This is a genomic window from Anaerobacillus sp. QJM3NY_17 (assembly GCF_056173665.1).
Map to the genome: position 1 here is coordinate 2,830,337 of NZ_CM149685.1, position 21,866 is coordinate 2,852,202.

Sequence of the window (21,866 nt, forward strand, 5' to 3'; positions counted from 1 at the left end):
AGTCTATTTTCAATTTAACATCACAGACCACCTTCCAATTTTGTTGTTTCTAAAGATGTATCTCACCGTACCATTCTCATCTGTTCTGAGGACTGGAATATGAAGTTCTTCATACCTTTTCAAAACCTCTTCGTTTGGATGACCATATCGATTATTTACACCTACTGAAATAATCGAAAGCTCAGGTGATAAATGCTCAATAAACTCTTTAGAGCTGGATGTAGGGCTTCCATGATGCCCTACTTTTAGTACATCGATTTCTTTGAGGTAACCACTTGAAAGCAATCGACGTTCTCCCTCTTCTTCCAGATCTCCTGTAAATAGCCAACTATATCCGCCTAATCGTGCATGAAGTATAATGCTACCGTCGTTCTCTTCTGCTTTCTCTAAAGCCTGAAAAATTGTAAATCGAGCGTCATTCAGAGACCAGGATTGCCCCGCCTCCGCTAAAGAAATAGTGGTCCCCCCTTCTTTCGCAATATGAATCAACTCTTTTTCTAATGCCGTTTGTTCTGTGCTGTGATCGAGTAATAACCTTCTTACAGAGATCCCTTCAAGCAACTCCTTGGCTCCCCCCGCATGATCATAATCCCCATGTGTCAAAATTAACAAATCAACGGCACGAATTCCTTTAGACTTGATATATGGAAGGACTACATCACCCCCTATATCAAATGATGAAGCTCTTTTTCGCCACTCTTCCTCATTGCCATACATCGGTCTTCCTCCTGTATCAATTAAGATGACTTGCCTTTGAAAAGGCAATGTAATTAATATACTATCTCCTTGACCCACGTCAATAAACGACACTTCTCCATATGGATTCAAATAAGGCATAACGTATAATACGATGCAAAATACACTCCACAAAGTTCCGCCTAAGAAAACATTTCCACGCTCCCACAAAAGCAAGATACCAATACTTACGCCTAATGAGACAATTAGCGTTATGGCTGATATTTTCCCGAATACAACAATCGTATCCTTACCTGCAATAAATACAAAGAAAGTATGAATATGATCTATAAAAAAAACGAGAATTTCAGAAATAAATTGAAAAAGAAAATGTAAGTGGAGGGTATGCAATAGAAAGGTAAGCATCAAACCTGGTAATACAATGACTGAAATAATTGGAACATATATGAGGTTTAATCCAAGACTTAGAATGGAAATTTGATGAAAGTGATAAATAACAACGGGGAATGAAATAATTTGAGGGAGAACAGAAAGAGAAAGAAGCTGAGCGAATGGATGAGTTGAACGATTAATGATCGATTTGGAAGAAACAATTAAAGCAAACGCAATGAGAAAAGAAAGCTGAAATCCAATATGGTAGGCGTAATATGGGTTTACAGATAAAATAACCACACAAGCGAATGAAACACCATCAAGCGGATTGACATTTAACTTTAGCCGCAAGCTGATGACAACTAGCATAGCCATTAATGAAGCTCTCATAACAGAAGGAGCACATCCTGTTAGAGTCATATAAATCGGATAAAATGCAATGAGTGAAGTATACGCTTTTTCTCTGGTTAGTCCTAAACGGATACATAACCAAAAGAACACCCCTCCCACAACGCCAACGTGTAACCCCGAAACAGCCAGAACATGACTTAATCCTAAAACTTGATAAGCTTCCTCAACTTCATCTGGTAATAGGCTTCGTTCGCCTATTAACAAAGAAGCAGCCAATCCATGAAGGCGGGCTGGGTATTCTGAAACAATGGTCGATAAAACATTTTGACGAGATTGCTGAACTAAAGAAAAAAATGACTTTGATAATTTGTGACATTCAGGCTTTGATTTTAGTTCATAAATCCAATGAATGTTTTGGTAATAAAGATAACGCTCATAATCAAATAAAGAGGGAACTCTGAGAGGGGATGGAGGCTCTAGCGACCCAGAAAGGTAACATGTATAACCAACTTCTAATTGCTCTACTTCATTTTTTTCTTGTATAGAGGAGATATAATAATTGACCTTCAATTTCTCTTTTTCAGTCTTTAGTTCAAATGACATAAAATCGCCATCAATTTCTGGTATTGACGAAATGGTTCCTAGAATAATACTTGGCCCTTCCTTTAAGGATGTTACATTAAAAACATTCACAATAACTGTATAACTAAAGAAAAGAATGCAGGTTAGGCAAACTAACAGCATTAATAGCTTTCGCTTGCCCTTCCATAACCATAGTAATACTACAAATAATACAAAAAAGGCGCCTGAAAAATTGACACTCATTACGCCAATGAATGCAGCAGCTGCTATGACCCACAAATTCCCTTTCATTACATGCCGTATAGTTTTGAAGCTTTCTCATATAAAGGTTTTACTTCTGTTGGATCGAGTCCAGCATCAGATACTTTTCTTAACAAATCAGCCGTTAAATCAAGTTTCTCTTGACTATTTGTATCCAAAATCATTTCTTCCAGCTCAACTTGTCTAACACTTACTCCTGCATCCTCAAATAATTCAATCGCATAAGGATGATTTTTATAATTCTCAGCGTAGATGACCGTTTTAATTCCAGCCTGTATAATTGCTTTACAGCAGTTGAGACAGGGAAAATGAGTAACATAAATTTCAGCATCAGTTGTTTGCACACCAAATTTAGCACATTGTATAATTGCATTCATTTCAGCATGAATGGTACGAACACAATGATTATCAATGACGTAACATCCTTCATCAATACAATGCACCCCACCTGACACAGATCCATTATATCCGCCAGCAATCATACGCTTATCCCTCACAATTGTTGCCCCTACAGTTAAACGAGTGCATGTGCTCCTAAGTGCAAGTAAATGGCTTTGCGCCATAAAATATTGATCCCACGAAATGCGTTCCAAGGTTCTCCCCCCAATGTCTTTTATCTTCTATTAGTTTGATCTAAATAAACTGTCTCGTCAATCTATCTCATTGAACCGTAATCAAATCCTTTAATTTCTCAAACGTTTTCTCCCCGATCCCACTGATGTTCATCAATTCTTCTATTGCAGTAAAACTACCATTGTCTTCTCGAAATTGGACAATTGCTTCAGCCTTGGCAGGACCTATCCCCGGCAGTTTTTGAAGCTCATTTAAATCAGCTGAATTAATTGAAACGAGCTGTGATTCAACACTTGGCTTCTCACTAACTGAACTAACTGAACTAGATGTCACTTCCCCAACTATTGGTACATAAATGACCATTTCATCCACTACTTTGCTTGCTAAGTTCAGCTGAACCTGATCGGCATCTTCAAGAAATCCTCCAGCTTTTTTAATGACATCCTTTACGCGCCCATTGCTATTTATTTCATACACGCCTGGCGCTACTACAGCTCCTTTCACGTCTACCAGTACGACACTAACTACTTCATCCGGCTTCTCTACAACCGTTTCTTTTGTTTCTTGGAGTTCACCACCTTCACTTTCTAAAAGCGCATGATCAAATGAGAGATTGTCTTGATTTTCTGCAAATACATTAAAATAAAAGAGGAAACTAATACCAACCGAAACGGCCAGAATAGAAAGAATTACTTTTTCACGAACAGTTAAATTTCGAAAATACTTCATTCTTCTCTCATACCTTTCTAATGTTTCATGGTCTTAAACATATATTGAGACTTTCATACATATGTTGTAGGAGAAATGAGTATGGAAGGAGGGGGAGTAAATTGAAAATCGGTGTAATTGGTACCGGCAATATGGGGACAATTCTTATTTCTTCCTTTATTGATTCGTGCGCCGTAATACCTTCCCATCTCACAATAGTAAATCGATCAATCGAAAAAGCAGCAACATTAAAAAGGCAGTACCCTTCGTTAAACCTTGTGAGAAGCGCAGAAGAAGTAGTGAAAAAATCTGATATGATCTTTGTTTGTGTAAAGCCACATGAGTATTTCCCACTCTTAAAGAAAATTCGACCTGGACTTAAACCCCAGCATCTTGTTGTTTCCATCACAAGTCCAATTAAGGTGAGTGAACTCCAATCGTTTGTTCCATGTGATGTTGCAAGAGCCATCCCAAGCATTACAAACAGGGCCCTAAGTGGCGCTTCACTCGTAACATTCAGCAGTCAGTGTTCTGAAGCAAATAAAGTGAAATTGCTTTACCTCATGTCACAAATTTCAACGCCGATCGAAACAGAAGAAGAAATCACTAGAGTTTCATCTGATATTGTCAGTTGTGGTCCTGCTTTTCTAAGTTACTTGATCCAACAGTTCATCGAAGGAGCAGTAGCTGAAACAGACATATCAAATGAACAGGCTTCCATTTTGGCTACTGAAATGCTGATCGGGATGGGGAAGCTTCTTGAAAAAGATTATTTTTCACTTGAAACATTGCAGAGAAAAGTAACTGTAAAAGGAGGCGTAACTGGAGAAGGGTTGAAAGTTCTCGAAGCGGAAACTGGAGAGATGTTTCGTCATTTAATACAGAGCACTCATAAAAAATTTGATGAAGATCGCGAAGGAATTAAAATTCAATTCAAGGAAGAATCGAGACAAAAATAATAACTACTTAAAGTTCATTCGTCAAAACTTAGCCGTTTCCTTTAACCAAATAAAAAAAGAGTGATTTCAGTTGAAATCACTCTTTTTTCATTTCACAGCTCTAAAAAACAGGCGCTCAGATGTAGGAGTTGGAGCTAGCTCAGTAAAGTCAGCTGTTACTGAAATATTTGAAAAGCCTACCTCTGTTAACCAGGCTATATAATCATCCGTTTGGAACGTTCTTTGAAAATGAAGCTCATCAAATCGTTCATAGAGACCTTCTTCATTTTCTACAAAAAAGCTTAATTCATGCTCAACAGATCCCTCTTCTTCCCCGGCATAACTATTCCATATATAAGAAATGTCATCTTCACTACTCGCAAAAGTATGACCAACAAAATGGTTTTCCATTTTGTGAAGAGAGTGAACATCAAATAACAAAACCCCACCTGGTTTTAAATGCTTATAAATGCTTCGAAAAGAATCTTGAACACCATTTTTATCTGTGACATAGTTCAAAGAATCACAAAAAATCGTTACTATGTCGTACGTTTCACCAGTATCAAGTTCTCTCATATCTTGTTGGAGCAGGTTTATAGGAAGATTGTATTTTAGTGCTTTATCTTGCGCCACGGAAAGCATATGTTCTGAAAGATCCACTGCAGTAACATCATATCCCGCTGACGCAAGTCTAATTGAACATTCTCCAGTACCAGATCCTAAATCCAAAATACGACCATGAGACAATTCCCCTTTAACAAGAGCAGACCATTTCTCATAAGGAGCTTCTTCCATCAAACGATCGTAAACATAAGAAAAGCGTTCATACGATTGCATATTATGCCAGAATTTCTTCAAGGCTTAAATGCGGTGCATCGCCCCATAATTTCTCAAGATTATAATAGTTGCGCTCATCTTTATGAAAAATATGGACAATGACGTTCCCTAAATCAACAAGAACCCATCTCGCTTGGTCATATCCCTCAAGCCTCTTCACATCCATACCTTGCTCTAATGCCTGGTCTTTAACCTCTTTTGCAATAGCTTGAACTTGCTTCTCTGAATTCCCGTGACAAATCAAGAAGTAATCTGCAATTAAAGAAACTCCATTCATATTAAGGGCTACAATATCTTCAGCTCTTTTATCATCGGCTGCTTTTGCAGCAAGGTTAATCATTTGGTTTTCATTCATATTGTTTCCTCCAATTCTTCTCAGGCGTTCAATGATTTTACAATGCTGTTATATGTTAAGAACGTCGCCGGATAAACGGGTTGATTCTTCTTCATTAGAAACTGCACAGTATTCCTGAGAGACAACGCAATAGCTTGATCGAGATCTTGTTGAACCATTTCTCTGACCTCATCTACACCAGGAAATGACCGTCCTGGTTCAATGTAATCAGCTATAAACACACATTTTTCCATTAATGTCATTTCAGGACGACCTGAAGTATGATATTTGATGGCATTTAGAATTTCTTCATCCTCAATCCCTATCTCACAACGTACTAAATAAGCTCCAACTGGAGCGTGCCAGAGTTCAGGCGAATACTCCAGCAAATCTTCAGGAAATCCTTGATCAATAATAACCTGGCGCATTTCATCCTTTGGACGAAACTTAGCATAATCATGAAAAATAGCCGCAATTTCTGTCTTTTGACGATCTGCGCCATATTTTTCTGCAAGCTCAATTGCAGTATCCGTTACTCCAACAGTATGAACGTAGCGATGCTCAGTTAAATGAGGCTCAACTAACTTTAACGCTTCAGTTCGATTCATATAATCCCTTCTCTTCAATAAAAGTTCGGACGGCTTCTGGAAGCAAGTACCGTCCACTCTTTCTATGGCGTAAATCGTCTCTTAATTCACTTGAAGAAACATCGATTTGAGGAACGTCTATAACAGAAACATTGTAACGTTCTTTATCTGGATCATACCCAGGTCGATTTACTCCTACAAATGAAATCATCGAAGACAACTCATCAATTCGATGCCAATTGGGGAGATCCTCAATCATATCTCCACCAATGATAAAATAAAAATCGATATTAGGATAATTTTCTTTCAATATTTCAATTGTATCAATTGTATAGGATCGATCATTACGTTCAAATTCGATTAAAGAAAGCTTAAAGTAAGGGTTCCCCTCTATTGCCAACTGTACCATCTTCACACGGTGATGATTATCAGTAATATGACTACCATTTTTATGTGGAGGTCGATGACTTGGCATAAACCAAATTTCATCCATTTGGCAAGTTTCGAGCACCCCTTGCGCAATGGTAAGATGACCGAGATGAGGGGGGTCAAATGTTCCACCGAGTAGGCCGACTCTTAATTTTTTCTCAACAGTCATTATGGAAGAATAATTTCTTTATTCTCTTCTGATTCTTTATACAAAACAACCATATTCCCAATAATTTGTACGAGCTCCGCCCCTGTTTCAGTTGATAGTTGTTCCCCAACTGTATTGCGATCTTCGTCACAATTTTGAAGAATGCTTACTTTAATAAGCTCTCTAACCTCTAATGCTTCTTCAATTTGTTTTGTCATATTCTCATTCACGCCACCTTTTCCTACTTGGAAAATAGGGTTTAGACGATTAGCTTTTGCGCGTAAGAAACGCTTTTGTTTTCCTGTTAACATTAATATCCTCCTAGCTCTTTTAAAACCGTATTTCGCATTCGTTTCCGATCAGGCGAGACTCCTGTCCACTTTTCAAATGCAAGCGCCCCCTGTTCAACGAACATCGAGATGCCATTATCAGTGACTGCGCCTTTTGATTTTGCAAGCTTCATCCATTTTGTTTCTAGTGGATTATAAATCAAATCACTAACAACCGTACCTGATCTTATATGTTCAAGTGATATTGGCATTCGATCAAGGTGAGGGCTCATACCAATAGACGTTGTATTAATAACGATATCGAACTGTCCCAATGAAGTCTCTGCTTCAGATAGCGTTATAGCATTTGCCACGCTGTAATGTTGACATAATTTTGATAGCTCTTCTGCTTTCTCAAGTGTTCGATTGGCAATCGTTAAAGATGCCACCTCGGATTGGGAAACAGAAACAGCAACTGCTCGAGCAGCGCCTCCAGCACCAATAACAAGAATTTTCTTTCCGCTCAAGTTTTTTTCTCCAATCAAAGTGAGCAACGAAAGTAAATAACCTGATCCATCAGTGTTCGTACCGATATATTTACCATCACGCTTATAAACCGTATTAACTGCACCAATATCAATAGCTTCTTGCTCCACCTCATCTAGTAATGGAATAATGGCGACTTTGTGTGGAATGGTCACATTGAAACCTTGAATATCAAGCATTTTCATTGCATCCACACCATCTTCCAGCTGTTCTGGCGATAGATCAAATGCATGGTAATGATGCGATAAACCAAGCTCTTTAAATTCACCGTTATGCATGATCGGTGACATCGAATGTCCTATAGGATGACCAATCAGTCCATATAACTTCCCCATTATCTGCCTCCTAGATGAGTGATTTTCTAATAGACACGCCTACTCCTTCAGGTGCATATGCTTTCACAGTTGTTCCTTTACCGGATACGGTTACCCATCCTAGACCTGAAAAAACGATATCCATCTTTTCCTCTTTGATGCGGAGTTCATGACCAACTAGAGCAGGCAGCTCTTTCTTTGACTGATCTCCTGGAGGATAAAGAAGTTCTCCTAGATGCTCATCATAAAGATCATCAGCCTTCTCAATTTTTGTACGATGGATATAGAGATCATTTGACACATGACAAATAAAAGACTGCCTTCCGCCCTCAAGAAAATCAAGGCGTGCAAGTCCACCGAAAAACAGCGTTTGTCCTTCATTTAACTGAAATACTTTAGGTTTAATTTCTTTCTTTGGACTAATTACTTTTAATTCCTCAGCGTTGACAAAGTGTGCCATCTGATGATGATTAATAATACCTGGAGTGTCATATAATGTGTTTCCATCATCAAGCGGAATATCAATCAAGTCAAGTGTTGTACCTGGAAACTGACTTGTTGTAATCATTTGCTCTTCATCTCCGCCAAACTCTTGTATAAGTTGATTTACAAAAGTTGATTTACCAACATTTGTACAGCCAATTATATAAACATCTTTTCCATCTCTCAAGCGATCAATTTCACCTGCTACATCCATAACGCTATCGCCTTTTTCTGCACTCATTAACATGACATCAGCAGGCTTTAGTCCATTCTCTTTGGCGCTTGTTTGCATCCACTTTACTAACTTTGATTTGTTTACTGACTTGGGCAACAAATCTACTTTGTTTCCAACTAATAAAACAGGATTTCCTCCTGCGAATCTCTGAATACCAGGAAGCCAACTTCCATTAAAATCGAAGATATCGACAATCTTGACGATAAGAGCATCCGTTTGGCTAATTTCATTTAGTATTTTCAAAAAGTCATCATCTGTTAAAGAAACGTCTTGAATTTCATTATAGTGCTTTAAACGAAAACAACGCTGACATATAATGACGTCTCGATTAAGTGCAGACGGTGGTGCATAGCCAAGTACGTTTTTGTCTTCTGTTTGAATGTGTACACCGCATCCGGCGCAAATAATTTGTTCGTTGTCCAAACTTATTCCTCCCAATTTATCTTCCCTTTTCGTTTCATCCAGGTAAGGAAAATGCTTTCTATTTTTCGATTGAATTTCGTAAAGAACCCATCTGTGCTTGCAACTGGCACGACAAGAATTGTATGAAGGCCCATGCGATTTCCTCCGACCACATCCGTGAAAATTTGATCTCCAATAACTACAGTATCATCTGCGCTAAGATTCATATCCTTCAACGCTTTCCGAAAAGCTTTAGTCATCGGTTTTCGAGCTTCATATATAAATGGCACCTCAACTGGTGAGGCAAACTTTTCTACTCTTGTCTTATTATTATTCGAAACAATGGTAACGAGAATGCCCTCATCACTCATTTGCTTAAACCATTTTAGCAACTTAGGTGTGGCATCAGCTCTATTCCATTCCACAAGGGTGTTATCGAGATCAGTAATAATGCCCTTAATGCCTCGCTCTTTCAATAATTCTGGACTTATTTGAAAGATGTCTTGTACATGTTCATTTGGTAAAAACTTATTTAGCAAATTGCAACACTCCTACTATTAGTGACATCCCTATTGTATCAATATTTTCACCTCGTACAACTATTAACTTACGAATGAACAAAATGAAAACAAAATAATAAAATCAAAATTTTTCGACACATTATGTCATTCACAAAATATGTGGATAACATTATTAACATAAACAAACCATAAAATCATTGTGAATGACTAAGATATAAACATGATACCCACAAATTATCCACTCTTCACTGTGGATAACGGAACGGTTGTTCTCCGTATGTTTACGTGGTAAGCTTACTGCAAATAAAAGATCCACATACACAATATGCGGACTAGACGGAGAATAGAACCTTATTCAGGAGGTGCTTAATCATGGAAAAGTTATCAGATGACTTATTGATTGAATCCTTTTATAAGGCAAAAGAATTAAAGCTAAGTAGCGACTTTATAGGTCTTATTCAACGTGAGATCGAAAGGCGCAGACTTGATAAGCAAGTTTCTCTTATCGGGATTTAAACATTGCCAACCTTGATCGTATCCAGGGTTGGCCTTTTTGTTTTATTCGATTTCAAAGTAGTTCCCCCATGAAGAAGTCCACTCTTCGCTTGTTACTTCATCAGTCGTCTTCATTTTCTTCGCTTTTCGAAAGTGATCAGGTTCTGATAAGAAGACAACCGCCAATCCTTCTGCTTGAAACCATTCCTTGTACTCTGTAAGCAATGGCTCAATATCTTGTCTTGTATATGCAAAAGGTTTCAACGCCACCACCGTTTGGTCATTACGGGATAAAATAATGACATCATTTATAGCAGACTCGTTTTTTATTTTTTTCCGAATAGCTTCTAATGAACTTAACGGTTTATGATCTTTCATTATTGCGGCTCCGATGGGAGCCATTTCTATTGAGCGAAAATATTCTCTTGGCCCAAATGGAGATTGATCCTCGCTTTTATATATCGTTTGACACGCCGTTAACAATATAAGGATAGGAATAAGAATAGAAATGGATTTTATCACGTGAATCCTCCTTTCGCAAATAGAATCGGCGATGTTTGGAAAACTTATACGGGAAAGTTGCTTTTTTAAACAGGAAAAGTTGATAAACGTGTCGGTTTTTGATTACAATTGAAGTATCGCAATATGAGTTCATTTGAACTTTTATCATATTGAGCATTAGTGGGGAGGTTTTTGTAGAATGCTTCATGCAGCTGTCTTGCTACCTTTTCTGGCAGCGTTTTTCATCCCGTTACTTTATCGGGGCGTCAAACAAGTCCATTTAGGATGGTTTGTTCTTTTAGTTCCGATAGTGTTGTTTGGGTATTTTCTTACGTTTATAAAAGAAGTTACGCAGGGTGTACATACACTTAAAACGTTTGAGTGGATTCCATCACTCGGAGTGAACGTTACATTCTATATTGATGGTCTTGGCCTGTTTTTCGCGCTTTTGATCACTGGAATTGGATCACTCGTTGTTCTCTATTCCATTTATTATTTAAGTAAAGCCGAAAAGCTTGGCCATTTTTATGTCTATCTCCTATTGTTTATGGGAGCCATGCTCGGGGTTGTGTTGTCGGATAATTTATTTGTTCTCTACACATTCTGGGAATTAACGAGCATTTCATCATTCCTGCTAATTGGATACTGGTACCAACGAGAGAAATCAACATCTGGTGCCCTTAAATCCATGATGATTACTGTTTTTGGCGGTCTAGCCATGCTCGGTGGTTTTTTACTCATGGCAGATATCACAGGAACGGCAAGTATTAGGGGGATTATTGAAAGCGGAGAGATGATTGTTACGTCTTCCCTTTTCCCATTCATCTTAGTACTCGTACTACTGGGAGCTTTTACGAAATCAGCTCAGTTTCCATTTCATACATGGTTACCTGACGCAATGGAAGCACCAACACCAGTCAGTGCCTTCCTACACTCAGCTACTATGGTTAAAGCTGGTATCTACCTTGTTGCGAGGTTAAGCCTCATCTTCGCAGGTACCGATCTCTTTTTCTTGATTGTTAGTGGATTTGGATTGCTCACGCTATGCTGGGGATCTTATATGGCGGTTAGACAAACAGATCTTAAAGCTATCCTCGCCTATTCGACGATTAGTCAACTGGGTATGATCATGGCTATGTTAGGTTTTGGTACTGAAGTGGCTATTCTTGCAGCGGTATTCCACATTTTGAACCACGCTACGTTCAAAGGGAGTCTCTTTATGGTCGCAGGTATTATTGATCACGAGACAGGCACTCGAGATATTAGAAGGCTCGGAGGCCTATTTACGTTCATGCCAATCACTGCAACCTTAGCATTCTTTGGCACATTCTCAATGGCAGGATTCCCGCTACCTTTTCTAAACGGTTTCCTGAGTAAAGAAATGTTCTTTGAATCGTCCCTGCATTTTGAAAATGCATCTACAATTGTTGAAGCTGTTTCACCTTATTTCCCTTATTTAGCAGTTGGCGGAAGTATCTTCACTTTTGTTTATTCCATTATGCTTTTCTTCCGAACATTTACCGGTAAACAAAGGGATAAATTACCTAAAGAACCACACGAAGCACCGATTGGTATGCTTATCTCGCCAATCATTCTTGTACTTCTTGTGATCGTCATTGCTTTTGTTCCGAACGTTTTTGGGCATTCTCTTCTTTCGCCAATGGTGGATTCCATAGCCGGTTCAGCTGGTGAAACGCATATTAAATTCTGGCACGGATTAGGGCCTGCTCTTTACATGAGTTTAGCTGTACTTTTGCTAGGAACGGTTTTCTATCTGACCCGTACAAAATGGGAACGTATATACACTATTTTACCTGGTAAACTTTCTGCAGCTAAAGCCTATGATGGTATTATAAACGGCATCATAAATGGATCTAAGAAATTAACGAATGGTTATATGACTGGATCTCTCAGGCATTACATGATATATATCCTAATCTTCTTCATAGCTCTTGTCTCCATCACCATAAGTGTTACTGGAGGCTTCGAAATGTCATTTGATGACCTGGCCCCGATTGCTATTCCTGAGTTACTTATAGCGATTGTGATGGCCGGCGCTGCTTTTGGAACGATTTTTATGAAGAATCGTATTGCCGCTATTCTAGTACTTGGAATCGTAGGGTATGGATTATCCCTATTATTCGTCTTCTTCCGAGCACCAGACTTAGCGCTCACTCAGCTTATTGTAGAAACCGTAACGGTTGCACTATTTCTTCTATGTTTTTATCACTTGCCTAATTTTGATAAACAGAAGGAATCCAAAAGAACAAACGCCGTTAACTGGGTCATCTCTATATCTGTAGGGGTTCTTGTAACTATGATAGGAATCGCTTCACACAGTACGAAATTGTTTGAACCAATTTCAGAGTACTTTCTTAAAAACTCCTATAAATTGGGCGGAGGAGACAACGTTGTTAACGTTATTCTTGTTGACTTCCGTGGACTTGACACGATGCTTGAAATCCTTGTACTTGGACTTGCTGCGCTCGGCATCTTCACAATGATTAAATTGCGTCCGAGTAAGAAGGAGGGAAATGATTAATGGAAATTATCATGTCTGTACTTGCAGGTCTGCTTTTTACAGCAGGTGTCTACATGATGCTGCAAAAACAAATTCTTAAAATCATTATCGGTACGGCACTGTTGTCTCATGGAGCACACCTCTTTATTATTACGATGGGAAAGTTAAATCGTGGAAAACCTCCTATCCTTGCAGAAGGCGTAACAAGTTATGTTGATCCGTTGCCACAGGCACTTATATTAACTTCCATCGTTATTAGTTTCGGTGTGACATCGTTTCTTCTTGTGCTAGCGTATCGGACATATCAAACGAACGGTACTGATAATATGGAGAAGTTAAGGGGTAACGAAAATGAGTAATCTAGCTATACTACCAATTTTATTACCGTTATTAACTGGAATCATTCTTGTATTCCTCAATAAACGGTTGCCACTTGTACGATTGATTACACGCATTATGGTGCTAGTCAATCTCGCAGTTGTATCTGTCATCGCATTTAATGTGATTCAAAACGGCACGATCGTATTAAAAGCCGGGGATTGGACAGTGCCTTATGGCATTGTTCTGGTCGCCGATCCGCTTGCTATGTTGTTAGTCGTCACTGCGAATATCATTGCTGTTGCATGTGCTTTTTATGCTTTTAATTCGCTTGATGAACAACGCGAACGGTTTTACTTTTATCCGCTTTTTCAACTTCTCATTGCGGGTGTTAGTGGTGCGTTTCTAACAGGAGACCTATTTAACTTATTCGTCTTCTTCGAAGTACTGCTTATTGCTTCATACGGATTAATCGTTCTTGGTGGGACCAAAGAACAATTCAGAGAGTCCTTTAAATACATCATTATCAATCTATTTTCATCTATGCTGTTTGTTACAACGATCGCCTTTCTATATGCAGTAGTTGGGACAGTCAATATGGCTCAGTTAGCTGAACGGATCGGTGAAGTTCAACAGGATGGTGTGTTAACGACCATTGGCATTTTGTTATTGATCGTTTTTGCAACGAAAGGTGCGCTTTTCCCATTATATTTCTGGCTCCCTAAGTCTTATACAGTTCCACCAACTGTTATTTCAGCATTATTTGGAGCGTTACTTACCAAAGTTGGGGTATATTCTATACTAAGAGTTTTCTCTCTGATCTTCGTCTATAACCTTACAGTTACGCATCAAATTTTGCTTGTACTGGCAGGATTCACGCTTGTTTTCGGTGTGATTGGGGCCCTTTCGACGAATAATGTGCAATTGATTATTGCCTATAATATCATTCCAGCAGTTGGTTATATGATTCTTGGTATTGGCACGTTCTCAGCAACTGCTCTTGCAGGCACAATTTATTATTTGCTTCATGATATGATTATTAAAGCAGCACTCTTCTTCCTTGTTGGTGCTATGGTGGCTTACGCCGGCACATCAGATTTAAGAAAGATGGGTGGCATTATTAAAAATCAACCAGTCCTTGGATGGCTCTTTTTCATTGCAGCATTAGCGCTTGCTGGATTACCGCCATTTAGTGGATTTATCGGTAAACTCCTTATTCTAAGAGGTGCTTTCGAGGAAGGACATTATGTACTAGCGATTATAGGATTAGTGACCAGTCTTTTAATTCTTCTTTCTGTTATCCGCATCTTTATTAATGGATTCTGGGGAGAGGCAAAGCAGGAATATGTTTCAACAGTTAACTCTACTAAAGGTAAAATAATGCCTGCTACTTTCTTACTCATTTTCACGATATTTCTTGGATTAGGTGCAGAATTTATTTATCCTACGGTTCAAACAATTGCGGATCAAATGATTGATCCAGCAAATTATATTGATTCGGTTATGAAGGAGTAGATGGCATGCCAATACAAATTATCATAAACCTGATTATTGCCGTTCTCTGGATGTTTCTTTTTGAAAGTTACTCTTTTAGTACGTTCTTTGTAGGCTATTTATTTGGAATCGGATTACTTCTATTAATGGAGCGTTTCATTCCAGACCGCTTTTACTTTTATCGTCTTTGGGCGATTCTTAAGTTATTGTTTTTGTTTATTAAAGAGCTGATTATGGCTAATGTTCAGGTTGTTAAGCTCGTATATAGTCCCAAACTTAAAATGGAACCAGGCATTATCGCTGTACCCATTGATGTTCGAACAAACTGGGAAATTACGATGCTCGCAAATCTCATTACATTAACACCAGGGACACTAACGGTTTCAGTCGCTCCAGATAATATGCACATTTATATCCATGCTATGGACGCACCTGATGCAGATGAGGTTATTAAAGAAATTAAAGGCACATTTGAGAAAGCAATTATGGAGGTGACGAGATGACTTCTCTTTTATCTACTGTATCAACCATTTGTATCGTCATCATCGCAATCTCTACCCTATTTTTACTCTATCGAGCAATAAAAGGACCTTCAAATCCTGACCGTGCTGTTGCACTGGATACAATCGGCATTAATCTTATGGCAATAGCGGGTATTCTAGCAATCAAACTGGAAACAGCGTATTTCAATGATATTATTCTTCTTATTGGAATTCTCGCTTTTATAGGCACAGTAGCTATTGCTAAATTTCTGGAAAAGGGTGTTATCATTGAAAGAAGTCGTGATTAGCATTTTTATGATCATTGGCACGTTTTTCCTTTTTTCTGGAGCACTTGGAATTTTTCGACTTCCTGACGTTTATACTCGTCTACATGCTGCTTCAAAAAGCGCTACTCTAGGAGTAGCTGGAATCCTCATTGCCGCTTTCCTTTATTTTATCTTTGAAGAACAAATGGTAAGTGGAAAGCTCATTCTCGGTATTATTTTCATTTTGATGACAGCTCCAGTTTCTGGACATATGATTTCTAGAGCTGCTTATCAAAAAGGTGTTCCGCTCTGGGATAAAACTACGAGAGATGATCTTGATAAAGCACAAAACCAAAAAGCAAGTACGAAAAAGGGTTAAACCCTTTCGTACTTGCTTTTTTACATGTTGACCGTGTCCTTGAAATTATTGTTATAGATTTATCAAATTATTTATAGCTTCCATAATGATTAGCGTAGTAATAGTATCCTCCGCCAATAACAAGTAGTAATACTAGTAGAACAACGATTAAGGCAAAATATCCTCCGCCATAGCCTGGATATGGGTATGGGTAAGGCGGATAAGGATAACCACAACCGGGATAACCGTAACTCATGCTCCCCCTCCTTCTCTCCTTCAAACAATCTATTGGTAGATATTACAGTCTATGATAGGTTGATCAAAAATGTATGGACATTGGCGGAGTTTTCTAAATTCATTACTACATCTGTTCATCCTTCATTTTATGTTCTACAATTATAGAAGGGTGTAAGCCTTGAACTAACACTAAGGGGTCGATTTAAATGATAACACCAATGAAAACAATAACGCCTAGCTATGACCCATGGGAAGCTTATATGGATGTTGAAGAATATGGAATTATGATTCTTTCCAACATAGAACTAACAACGACTACTTTATGTAATATGAGATGTGAACATTGTGCAGTTGGTTATACATTGCAACCAAAGGATCCTGATCCACTTCCTCTAGACCTTATTACTCGTAGTCTTGATGAAGTAGAAAAACTTAGGGCGTTAAGTATTACGGGTGGTGAACCAATGCTTTCCATGAAATCGGTTAAGCAATATGTAGCTCCACTTCTTAAATACGCTCATGAACGCGGAGCGAGAACACAAATCAATTCAAATTTAACGCTTGATCGTAAGCGATATGATTTGATCATACCCTATCTTGATGTTTTACATATTTCACATAATTATGGAAGCATAGACGATTTCACTGACATTGGATTCGCTGTTATGGAAAGGAAGCCATCTCTCAAACAGCGGGAAGCTTATTTCCATCGTATGGTTGAGAATGCAAAAGATTTAACATCTAAAGGTGTCATCGTATCAGCGGAGACAATGATTAATCGTAGAACTCTTCCAAATATCGTGAGCATTCATCAACAAATAGCAGACATGGGGTGCCAGCGTCATGAAGTTCATCCGATGTATCCGTCAGACTTCGCTTCAGGTCTTGATATTGCCTCTTTGGATGAAATTCGAGAAGGAATTCACCGTTTATTAGATAATCGAGATCCAGATGTTTGGCTCTTATTCGGTACCCTTCCATTTTACCCATGCAGTTCCAATCAAGAAGACCTTAGACTTCTCGAAAGATTATATTCAGAACCTAATGTCACTGTTAGAAATGACCCAGATGGACGTTCTAGATTAAATATGAATATTTTCGATGGCGATATTATCGTAACTGATTTTGGAGATACGCCACCACTTGGAAATATTAAAGATACTAATCTGAATGATGCTTACGAAAAATGGCAAGAAAGTAAAATGGCTCAAAGCATAAGTTGTCATTGCCCTGCAGTAAAGTGTCTAGGACCCAACCTTCTTGTAAAGGATGCTTACTATCAGGATGTTGATTTCTTACAAAAAAAGACAAACATCTCGCTATAACCTCCAATTTTGGGGGTTTTTTTACTCATTTTTAAATTTAATACCATTTTCAGCTTTCGCATTAACTCAGATAGGGTATAATACCTATCGTAATCTATAGGAGTGTGATAGTTGTGAAGAAAAAGACATGGATTCTGATTCTAGTTGCGGGATCTCTTGTTATTTTGCTTGCATTGGCTGAGAACCAAACAGATTTTCTAAGAACCAATGCAAATGAAATGCCCGAAAATGATTCAGAATCAAAGAAGAAAAACATTACGTATTATACTAAATATTATCAGACTAAAAAGAGCATTTATGACTCTTATAAACATGAGGAAAGCGAAACCATTTTCCTCGGTGATAGTTTGACTGATTATTATGAGTGGGGGGAAGCTCTTAGTGACCATGAAGTATTAAATCGCGGTATTGCTGGGGATACGACTACAGGAGTTCTAAACAGGATTGAAGAAGTCGTAAAAGCAAAGCCAGATCGGATTTATTTGTTAATTGGTATTAATGATATGATTGCTGGGCAGTCAGTAAACAAAATTGAAACCAATTATAAGCAAATTCTAGATACGCTCAAAACGCAATCACCTAACACAAAAGTTTATGTGCAAAGTTTATTTCCGGTGAACACAGCATTAACTGGTCACCCACTAAATAATTCAATCATTAAGGATTTAAATAAACGCCTAGAAGATCTTTCGAATCTGTATGATTATCAATTTATTGATATTTATCCAGAGCTAGTAGAGTTTGGTCAGTTAAATAAAGATTTCACATTTGATGGGCTTCATCTTAATGGAGAAGGATATAAAATATGGACACGAAAAGTTCTCTCAACATATAACACTAACGCAGAGGAGAAATAATAAACTCTTCAATGCGTTATTGCTTTTTTGCTTTTGTGTGTTAAACTATAAGAGACCAACCTTAAAATGCTTCGGAGGAAAACCTCCGGAGTCCTTTTTTTTGCTCTTTTTAGCTTTTAATTCATTAATGAGTCCTTGCTCCTGGCAAATTGACATGGTTAGTCAACAAAGAGTTGTTCAGTTTTAAACATTCAAACTATCTTTCTTAAATGACAAAATCCAATTGTTTCTTCTACATTTACAACATAAAATGTTACAACTCATTCAGAAAGCTGATTTTCTTTTGATAAATAGACTATTTCGACCGACTGATGATGAGTTAGATACCCTTTTTATTTTTGATACTTCATACACCCCCTCATTCAGATTGTTTGTTCCGATCGTATTACGAACAAACTGCCAATAATTCTCACGAGAAGAGAGAAGTTATTTTTCCTGTTAGCGTTATGACCAATTGATGAAACAAACATAAAAAAACCTGCACTTTGGCAGGTTTAGGCTCCACTCTCTTTTTCTTTTCGATTACGATAGAATTCATGAAACAGTTTCATTAGTGCTCGCTTTTCAATTCTAGATACGTAACTTCGTGAGATCCCAAGCTGTCGGGCTATTTCTCGCTGTGTTAATTCCTTCTCAAGATTCAGACCAAATCGCCCAACAATAACTTCCTTTTCTCTGTCATCTAAAATATGAATGTACTCATATATCTTCTTTTTCTCCATGTTTAACTGAATTAATTCAACAATATCTTCCGTTTCTGCTTTTAAGACATCGATCAGAGAAATTTCGTTCCCTTCCTTATCCTGACCTATGGGGTCATGAAGAGATACGTCTTTTTTCGTTTTCTTCAAAGCGCGGAGATGCATCAGAATTTCGTTCTCAATGCATCTTGCAGCATAGGTTGCTAGCTTAGTACCCTTGTCAGTAGAGTAGCTTTCAATTGCTTTAATTAATCCGATTGTCCCTATCGAAATGAGATCTTCAGGGTCTTCACCTGTATTTTCAAACTTCTTCACAATATGAGCGACAAGACGGAGGTTATGCTCGATCAGACGATTTCGTGCATCTTCATCACCTTTTGCCATCAGTTCTAAATACTTTCTTTCGTCCTTTCTTGAGAGAGGCTGAGGAAAAGCATTGTTCTTCACAAACGAGACAAAGAAAAGAACTTCCTTACATACGTAAGCAAGTGCTGCCAGTAATGACACATACTCACCTCCCAAAGATGGGCTTTTACTATACCTTATGTTTATGTGAATGCCTACCCCTACGTGTCTGTCCTTATGGAATTCTAATTAAAAAAATAAGACGCCCCTGACTGGAACGTCTTATCAACCGTTATGATCTCTCTTCTTTTCTCTTGCCCACTTCTCAGACATAACTTCTTCCCTTAAATACCGATGATGGGTGGAGTAACGTCCATACTTCAAACGTATAACTGTTAGGATAGCAACGATTCCGCCAAGACCTGTCAGCTCTAACCATTCCATACCTGCCACTCTCCTCTAATGACAGTATATTCATAAATAATTAGATTGCTACGCTATAGATTAGTGTTGAATAGTTTAACGAGCATCTCATCGTTTATAATTAAATCAGACAGCTGATAACCATCCAAAACTTCAAAATAAGCTGATAAGGCATCATGTAGGACATGTTTTAATCGACAAGCAGGACTAATCACACAACTATTATTTTCCTTATCAAAGCACTCCACTAAATTGAAGTCTTCTTCAGTGCTTCTTACAACTTTTCCTACATTAATATCTTCTGGGAGATGAGCGAGTCGCAATCCTCCATTTCGCCCTCTAATCGTTTCGATATATCCATTTTTCCCAAGCTCATGTGCTACTTTCATGAGATGATTTTTTGAAATTTGATAGGCACTAGCGATTTCTTGTATGCTAGCTAACTTATCCTCTTTCATACTACCAAGATAAATCAGCATTCTTAACGAGTAATCCGTGTAATTAGTTAAACGCATGTTCCTTCAACCTCTTTTCGCTCCATTGTTCATGGGTCTATTTTATCATACCTCCTAAAACATAGTGTTCTACAATGCTTTCTATAAGATGTGAACGTTTCTTTAAAGATGTATATTTTATATTGCTTTTCAAATAACAATTCGATACCATAAAGATGTATTAAAAATGCATCTTTAAAATATTGGAGGTTTTATCTATGTTATCACCTAAAACCATTACTACAATTAAATCAACAGTACCTGTCCTCGAAGTTCACGGTACTGAAATTACAAAGCGTTTTTATGAAATGCTATTTGAGAACCATCCTGAACTATTAAATATTTTTAACCACGCTAATCAAAAACAAGGAAGACAACAACAAGCTCTTGCAAATGCAGTTTATGCAGCTGCCAAACATATTGATCAATTAGAAACTATTCTTCCTGTTGTTAAACAAGTTGCTCATAAACACCGTAGCCTTGGTGTGAAACCAGAACATTACCCAATTGTAGGAGAATATTTGCTTAAGGCTATTAAAGAAGTTCTTAAAGAAGATGCAACAGAAGAAATTTTACTTGCATGGGAAGAGGCCTATGGCGTCATAGCTAGCGTTTTCATCGAGGTGGAAGAAGAGATGTATGAAGATGCAGCAAAACAACAGGGTGGTTGGGACCTTGAACGCACTTTTGTAGTCGACAGGAAACAGAAAGAAAGTGATGTAATTACCTCATTCTATCTAAAACCAGCTGACGGGGAGCCAATTGCTTCATTTAAACCTGGTCAATATATTAGTGTCAAAGTTCATATTCCAGGAGATCAATTCACTCATATTCGTCAATACAGTTTATCTGACGTTCCTGGTAAACCTTACTATCGTATATCTGTGAAAAAAGAAGAAAATCCTTCAAAACCAGACGGAATCGTTTCCAACTATTTACACGACAATGTTAAAGAAAATGATGAGTTAAGCTTAACCGCTCCTGCAGGTGACTTTTATTTGAAGGAAGATCAATCTCCAATCGTTCTCTTAAGTGGTGGGGTAGGTATAACACCTATGCTAAGTATGCTGAAGACCAGCGCAGATCAAAATAGAAAAACGACATTTGTTCATGCAGCACTTAATGGAAATGTCCATGCTTTTGACGAGGAACTTAAGACTCTCAATCATCCATCTATGGACTATTTCGTATGTTACGAATCCCCTACGAAAGAGGATTCTATGAAAAACAGTTATCAAAAAGAAGGATTTGTAACGAGCGAATGGTTAAAAGAAATTCTTCCATTAGAACGCAATACGCATTATTATTTCTGTGGACCACTTCCATTTATGAAGGCTGTTAAAGAAGCATTAACAAAGCTCGGAGTCGATGAAGATAAAATGCATTTCGAGTTTTTCGGTCCAGCCGTCGCTCTAGAACCATCAATGCCATAACCGAACTTCTAAACATTAAAGAAGCGCCAA

The 21,866-nt window shown here is 38.0% G+C and carries 27 protein-coding genes; 11 read left to right on the forward strand and 16 right to left on the reverse strand.

Annotated features, from left to right (window positions below; translation table 11 throughout):
- Positions 1-9: 9 nt before the first annotated feature.
- From AC0VYV_RS14865 to AC0VYV_RS14875, 3 genes are all read right to left on the reverse strand, one after another.
- Positions 10-2,292: a DNA internalization-related competence protein ComEC/Rec2 gene (locus tag AC0VYV_RS14865; RefSeq protein ID WP_475373946.1), complete on the reverse strand. Its 2,283-nt coding sequence runs from the start codon at positions 2,290-2,292 to the stop codon at positions 10-12.
- On the reverse strand, positions 2,292-2,855 hold the full coding sequence (locus AC0VYV_RS14870; protein WP_194219491.1) for a ComE operon protein 2: 564 nt from the start codon (positions 2,853-2,855) through the stop codon (positions 2,292-2,294). Before AC0VYV_RS14870 ends, AC0VYV_RS14865 begins: the two co-directional genes overlap by 1 nt.
- Positions 2,856-2,922: 67 nt before the next feature.
- Positions 2,923-3,564, reverse strand: a complete 642-nt coding sequence (locus AC0VYV_RS14875; RefSeq protein WP_430244165.1) for a helix-hairpin-helix domain-containing protein — start codon at positions 3,562-3,564, stop codon at positions 2,923-2,925.
- A gap of 101 nt (positions 3,565-3,665) precedes the next feature.
- Between AC0VYV_RS14875 and comER the strand changes: the two genes are divergently transcribed.
- Positions 3,666-4,502 carry a late competence protein ComER gene (gene comER, locus AC0VYV_RS14880; RefSeq protein WP_475365523.1) on the forward strand — a complete coding sequence of 279 codons (837 nt, stop codon included), beginning with the start codon at positions 3,666-3,668 and terminating at the stop codon, positions 4,500-4,502.
- Between the two features lie 87 nt (positions 4,503-4,589).
- On the opposite strand, the gene AC0VYV_RS14885 is transcribed toward comER, so the two are convergent.
- Genes AC0VYV_RS14885 through AC0VYV_RS14920 form a run of 8 tightly spaced genes read right to left on the reverse strand, consistent with a single transcriptional unit; the run spans position 4,590 to position 9,604 of the window.
- Entirely contained in the window at positions 4,590-5,318 is a 729-nt protein-coding gene (locus AC0VYV_RS14885; RefSeq protein WP_475373947.1) for a class I SAM-dependent DNA methyltransferase, read from the reverse strand.
- Between the two features lies 1 nt (position 5,319).
- Positions 5,320-5,673 carry a ribosome silencing factor gene (gene rsfS, locus AC0VYV_RS14890; RefSeq protein ID WP_194219487.1) on the reverse strand — a complete coding sequence of 118 codons (354 nt, stop codon included), beginning with the start codon at positions 5,671-5,673 and terminating at the stop codon, positions 5,320-5,322.
- 20 nt (positions 5,674-5,693) lie between these two features.
- A complete protein-coding gene (yqeK, locus tag AC0VYV_RS14895; RefSeq protein WP_194219486.1) occupies positions 5,694-6,260 on the reverse strand; it encodes a bis(5'-nucleosyl)-tetraphosphatase (symmetrical) YqeK in 567 nt (188 codons plus the stop codon).
- Positions 6,247-6,837 (reverse strand): nicotinate-nucleotide adenylyltransferase, encoded by a 591-nt coding sequence (locus AC0VYV_RS14900; protein ID WP_371018229.1) that lies wholly within the window; start codon positions 6,835-6,837, stop codon positions 6,247-6,249. Before AC0VYV_RS14900 ends, yqeK begins: the two co-directional genes overlap by 14 nt.
- A complete protein-coding gene (yhbY, locus tag AC0VYV_RS14905) occupies positions 6,837-7,127 on the reverse strand; it encodes a ribosome assembly RNA-binding protein YhbY (RefSeq protein WP_404681512.1) in 291 nt (96 codons plus the stop codon). The genes AC0VYV_RS14900 and yhbY overlap by 1 nt, the downstream gene beginning before the upstream one ends.
- Entirely contained in the window at positions 7,127-7,966 is an 840-nt protein-coding gene (aroE, locus tag AC0VYV_RS14910; protein ID WP_475372687.1) for a shikimate dehydrogenase, read from the reverse strand. Before aroE ends, yhbY begins: the two co-directional genes overlap by 1 nt.
- A 10-nt stretch (positions 7,967-7,976) precedes the next feature.
- Positions 7,977-9,086, reverse strand: a complete 1,110-nt coding sequence (yqeH, locus tag AC0VYV_RS14915; RefSeq protein ID WP_475373948.1) for a ribosome biogenesis GTPase YqeH — start codon at positions 9,084-9,086, stop codon at positions 7,977-7,979.
- 2 nt (positions 9,087-9,088) lie between these two features.
- Positions 9,089-9,604, reverse strand: coding sequence for a YqeG family HAD IIIA-type phosphatase (locus AC0VYV_RS14920; protein WP_194219481.1), 516 nt, complete (start codon positions 9,602-9,604; stop codon positions 9,089-9,091).
- A gap of 354 nt (positions 9,605-9,958) precedes the next feature.
- Between AC0VYV_RS14920 and sda the strand changes: the two genes are divergently transcribed.
- On the forward strand, positions 9,959-10,102 hold the full coding sequence (sda, locus tag AC0VYV_RS14925) for a sporulation histidine kinase inhibitor Sda (RefSeq protein ID WP_226614430.1): 144 nt from the start codon (positions 9,959-9,961) through the stop codon (positions 10,100-10,102).
- 42 nt (positions 10,103-10,144) lie between these two features.
- Here the strand turns inward: sda and AC0VYV_RS14930 are convergent, their stop codons facing one another.
- Positions 10,145-10,603, reverse strand: a complete 459-nt coding sequence (locus tag AC0VYV_RS14930) for a hypothetical protein (protein WP_194219479.1) — start codon at positions 10,601-10,603, stop codon at positions 10,145-10,147.
- Between the two features lie 178 nt (positions 10,604-10,781).
- Here AC0VYV_RS14930 and AC0VYV_RS14935 point away from each other — a divergent pair, with 178 nt between their 5' ends.
- The 6 genes from AC0VYV_RS14935 to mnhG are packed head-to-tail and all read left to right on the forward strand — an operon-like array spanning position 10,782 to position 16,042.
- Positions 10,782-13,124, forward strand: coding sequence for a Na+/H+ antiporter subunit A (locus tag AC0VYV_RS14935; RefSeq protein ID WP_430244156.1), 2,343 nt, complete (start codon positions 10,782-10,784; stop codon positions 13,122-13,124).
- Positions 13,124-13,462 (forward strand): Na(+)/H(+) antiporter subunit C, encoded by a 339-nt coding sequence (locus AC0VYV_RS14940; protein ID WP_194219477.1) that lies wholly within the window; start codon positions 13,124-13,126, stop codon positions 13,460-13,462. The genes AC0VYV_RS14935 and AC0VYV_RS14940 overlap by 1 nt, the downstream gene beginning before the upstream one ends.
- A complete protein-coding gene (locus tag AC0VYV_RS14945; protein WP_430244154.1) occupies positions 13,455-14,936 on the forward strand; it encodes a Na+/H+ antiporter subunit D in 1,482 nt (493 codons plus the stop codon). Before AC0VYV_RS14940 ends, AC0VYV_RS14945 begins: the two co-directional genes overlap by 8 nt.
- A 5-nt stretch (positions 14,937-14,941) precedes the next feature.
- Entirely contained in the window at positions 14,942-15,418 is a 477-nt protein-coding gene (locus AC0VYV_RS14950) for a Na+/H+ antiporter subunit E (protein ID WP_194219475.1), read from the forward strand.
- Entirely contained in the window at positions 15,415-15,705 is a 291-nt protein-coding gene (locus AC0VYV_RS14955) for a Na(+)/H(+) antiporter subunit F1 (RefSeq protein WP_194219474.1), read from the forward strand. Before AC0VYV_RS14950 ends, AC0VYV_RS14955 begins: the two co-directional genes overlap by 4 nt.
- Positions 15,677-16,042 carry a monovalent cation/H(+) antiporter subunit G gene (gene mnhG, locus AC0VYV_RS14960; protein WP_194219473.1) on the forward strand — a complete coding sequence of 122 codons (366 nt, stop codon included), beginning with the start codon at positions 15,677-15,679 and terminating at the stop codon, positions 16,040-16,042. The genes AC0VYV_RS14955 and mnhG overlap by 29 nt, the downstream gene beginning before the upstream one ends.
- Positions 16,043-16,109: 67 nt before the next feature.
- On the opposite strand, the gene AC0VYV_RS14965 is transcribed toward mnhG, so the two are convergent.
- Positions 16,110-16,277, reverse strand: a complete 168-nt coding sequence (locus AC0VYV_RS14965) for a hypothetical protein (RefSeq protein ID WP_194219472.1) — start codon at positions 16,275-16,277, stop codon at positions 16,110-16,112.
- Positions 16,278-16,464: 187 nt separating this feature from the next.
- Between AC0VYV_RS14965 and yfkAB the strand changes: the two genes are divergently transcribed.
- The gene (gene yfkAB / locus AC0VYV_RS14970; RefSeq protein WP_475373949.1) at positions 16,465-17,583 is read left to right on the forward strand and encodes a radical SAM/CxCxxxxC motif protein YfkAB; all 1,119 of its coding nucleotides are present in this window, start codon (positions 16,465-16,467) and stop codon (positions 17,581-17,583) included.
- A 113-nt stretch (positions 17,584-17,696) separates the two neighbouring features.
- Entirely contained in the window at positions 17,697-18,440 is a 744-nt protein-coding gene (locus AC0VYV_RS14975) for a GDSL-type esterase/lipase family protein (RefSeq protein WP_430244148.1), read from the forward strand.
- Between the two features lie 494 nt (positions 18,441-18,934).
- Here AC0VYV_RS14975 and sigK read toward each other — a convergent pair whose 3' ends face one another.
- From sigK to AC0VYV_RS14990, 3 genes are all read right to left on the reverse strand, one after another.
- Complete coding sequence (gene sigK / locus AC0VYV_RS14980) at positions 18,935-19,648, reverse strand: RNA polymerase sporulation sigma factor SigK (protein ID WP_404681504.1); 714 nt, start codon at positions 19,646-19,648, stop codon at positions 18,935-18,937.
- A 123-nt stretch (positions 19,649-19,771) separates the two neighbouring features.
- Positions 19,772-19,930 carry a hypothetical protein gene (locus tag AC0VYV_RS14985; RefSeq protein WP_303531793.1) on the reverse strand — a complete coding sequence of 53 codons (159 nt, stop codon included), beginning with the start codon at positions 19,928-19,930 and terminating at the stop codon, positions 19,772-19,774.
- Between the two features lie 53 nt (positions 19,931-19,983).
- On the reverse strand, positions 19,984-20,424 hold the full coding sequence (locus AC0VYV_RS14990; RefSeq protein WP_430244145.1) for an Rrf2 family transcriptional regulator: 441 nt from the start codon (positions 20,422-20,424) through the stop codon (positions 19,984-19,986).
- A gap of 197 nt (positions 20,425-20,621) precedes the next feature.
- On the opposite strand from AC0VYV_RS14990, the gene hmpA reads away from it, so the two are divergent.
- On the forward strand, positions 20,622-21,836 hold the full coding sequence (hmpA, locus tag AC0VYV_RS14995; RefSeq protein ID WP_475373950.1) for an NO-inducible flavohemoprotein: 1,215 nt from the start codon (positions 20,622-20,624) through the stop codon (positions 21,834-21,836).
- Positions 21,837-21,866: the final 30 nt, after the last annotated feature.

What these genes read in the sequence shown, in the direction of transcription:
- AC0VYV_RS14865 (WP_475373946.1), bottom strand. Translation starts at nt 2,292, where the DNA reads ATGAAAGGGAATTTGTGGGTCATAGCAGCTGCTGCATTCATTGGCGTA.
- AC0VYV_RS14875 (WP_430244165.1), bottom strand. Translation starts at nt 3,564, where the DNA reads ATGAAGTATTTTCGAAATTTAACTGTTCGTGAAAAAGTAATTCTTTCT.
- AC0VYV_RS14885 (WP_475373947.1), bottom strand. Translation starts at nt 5,318, where the DNA reads ATGCAATCGTATGAACGCTTTTCTTATGTTTACGATCGTTTGATGGAA.
- rsfS (WP_194219487.1), bottom strand. Translation starts at nt 5,673, where the DNA reads ATGAATGAAAACCAAATGATTAACCTTGCTGCAAAAGCAGCCGATGAT.
- yqeK (WP_194219486.1), bottom strand. Translation starts at nt 6,260, where the DNA reads ATGAATCGAACTGAAGCGTTAAAGTTAGTTGAGCCTCATTTAACTGAG.
- AC0VYV_RS14900 (WP_371018229.1), bottom strand. Translation starts at nt 6,837, where the DNA reads ATGACTGTTGAGAAAAAATTAAGAGTCGGCCTACTCGGTGGAACATTT.
- yhbY (WP_404681512.1), bottom strand. Translation starts at nt 7,127, where the DNA reads ATGTTAACAGGAAAACAAAAGCGTTTCTTACGCGCAAAAGCTAATCGT.
- aroE (WP_475372687.1), bottom strand. Translation starts at nt 7,966, where the DNA reads ATGGGGAAGTTATATGGACTGATTGGTCATCCTATAGGACATTCGATG.
- sda (WP_226614430.1), top strand. Translation starts at nt 9,959, where the DNA reads ATGGAAAAGTTATCAGATGACTTATTGATTGAATCCTTTTATAAGGCA.
- AC0VYV_RS14935 (WP_430244156.1), top strand. Translation starts at nt 10,782, where the DNA reads ATGCTTCATGCAGCTGTCTTGCTACCTTTTCTGGCAGCGTTTTTCATC.
- AC0VYV_RS14940 (WP_194219477.1), top strand. Translation starts at nt 13,124, where the DNA reads ATGGAAATTATCATGTCTGTACTTGCAGGTCTGCTTTTTACAGCAGGT.
- AC0VYV_RS14945 (WP_430244154.1), top strand. Translation starts at nt 13,455, where the DNA reads ATGAGTAATCTAGCTATACTACCAATTTTATTACCGTTATTAACTGGA.
- AC0VYV_RS14950 (WP_194219475.1), top strand. Translation starts at nt 14,942, where the DNA reads ATGCCAATACAAATTATCATAAACCTGATTATTGCCGTTCTCTGGATG.
- AC0VYV_RS14955 (WP_194219474.1), top strand. Translation starts at nt 15,415, where the DNA reads ATGACTTCTCTTTTATCTACTGTATCAACCATTTGTATCGTCATCATC.
- AC0VYV_RS14965 (WP_194219472.1), bottom strand. Translation starts at nt 16,277, where the DNA reads ATGAGTTACGGTTATCCCGGTTGTGGTTATCCTTATCCGCCTTACCCA.
- yfkAB (WP_475373949.1), top strand. Translation starts at nt 16,465, where the DNA reads ATGATAACACCAATGAAAACAATAACGCCTAGCTATGACCCATGGGAA.
- AC0VYV_RS14985 (WP_303531793.1), bottom strand. Translation starts at nt 19,930, where the DNA reads ATGGAATGGTTAGAGCTGACAGGTCTTGGCGGAATCGTTGCTATCCTA.
- AC0VYV_RS14990 (WP_430244145.1), bottom strand. Translation starts at nt 20,424, where the DNA reads ATGCGTTTAACTAATTACACGGATTACTCGTTAAGAATGCTGATTTAT.
- hmpA (WP_475373950.1), top strand. Translation starts at nt 20,622, where the DNA reads ATGTTATCACCTAAAACCATTACTACAATTAAATCAACAGTACCTGTC.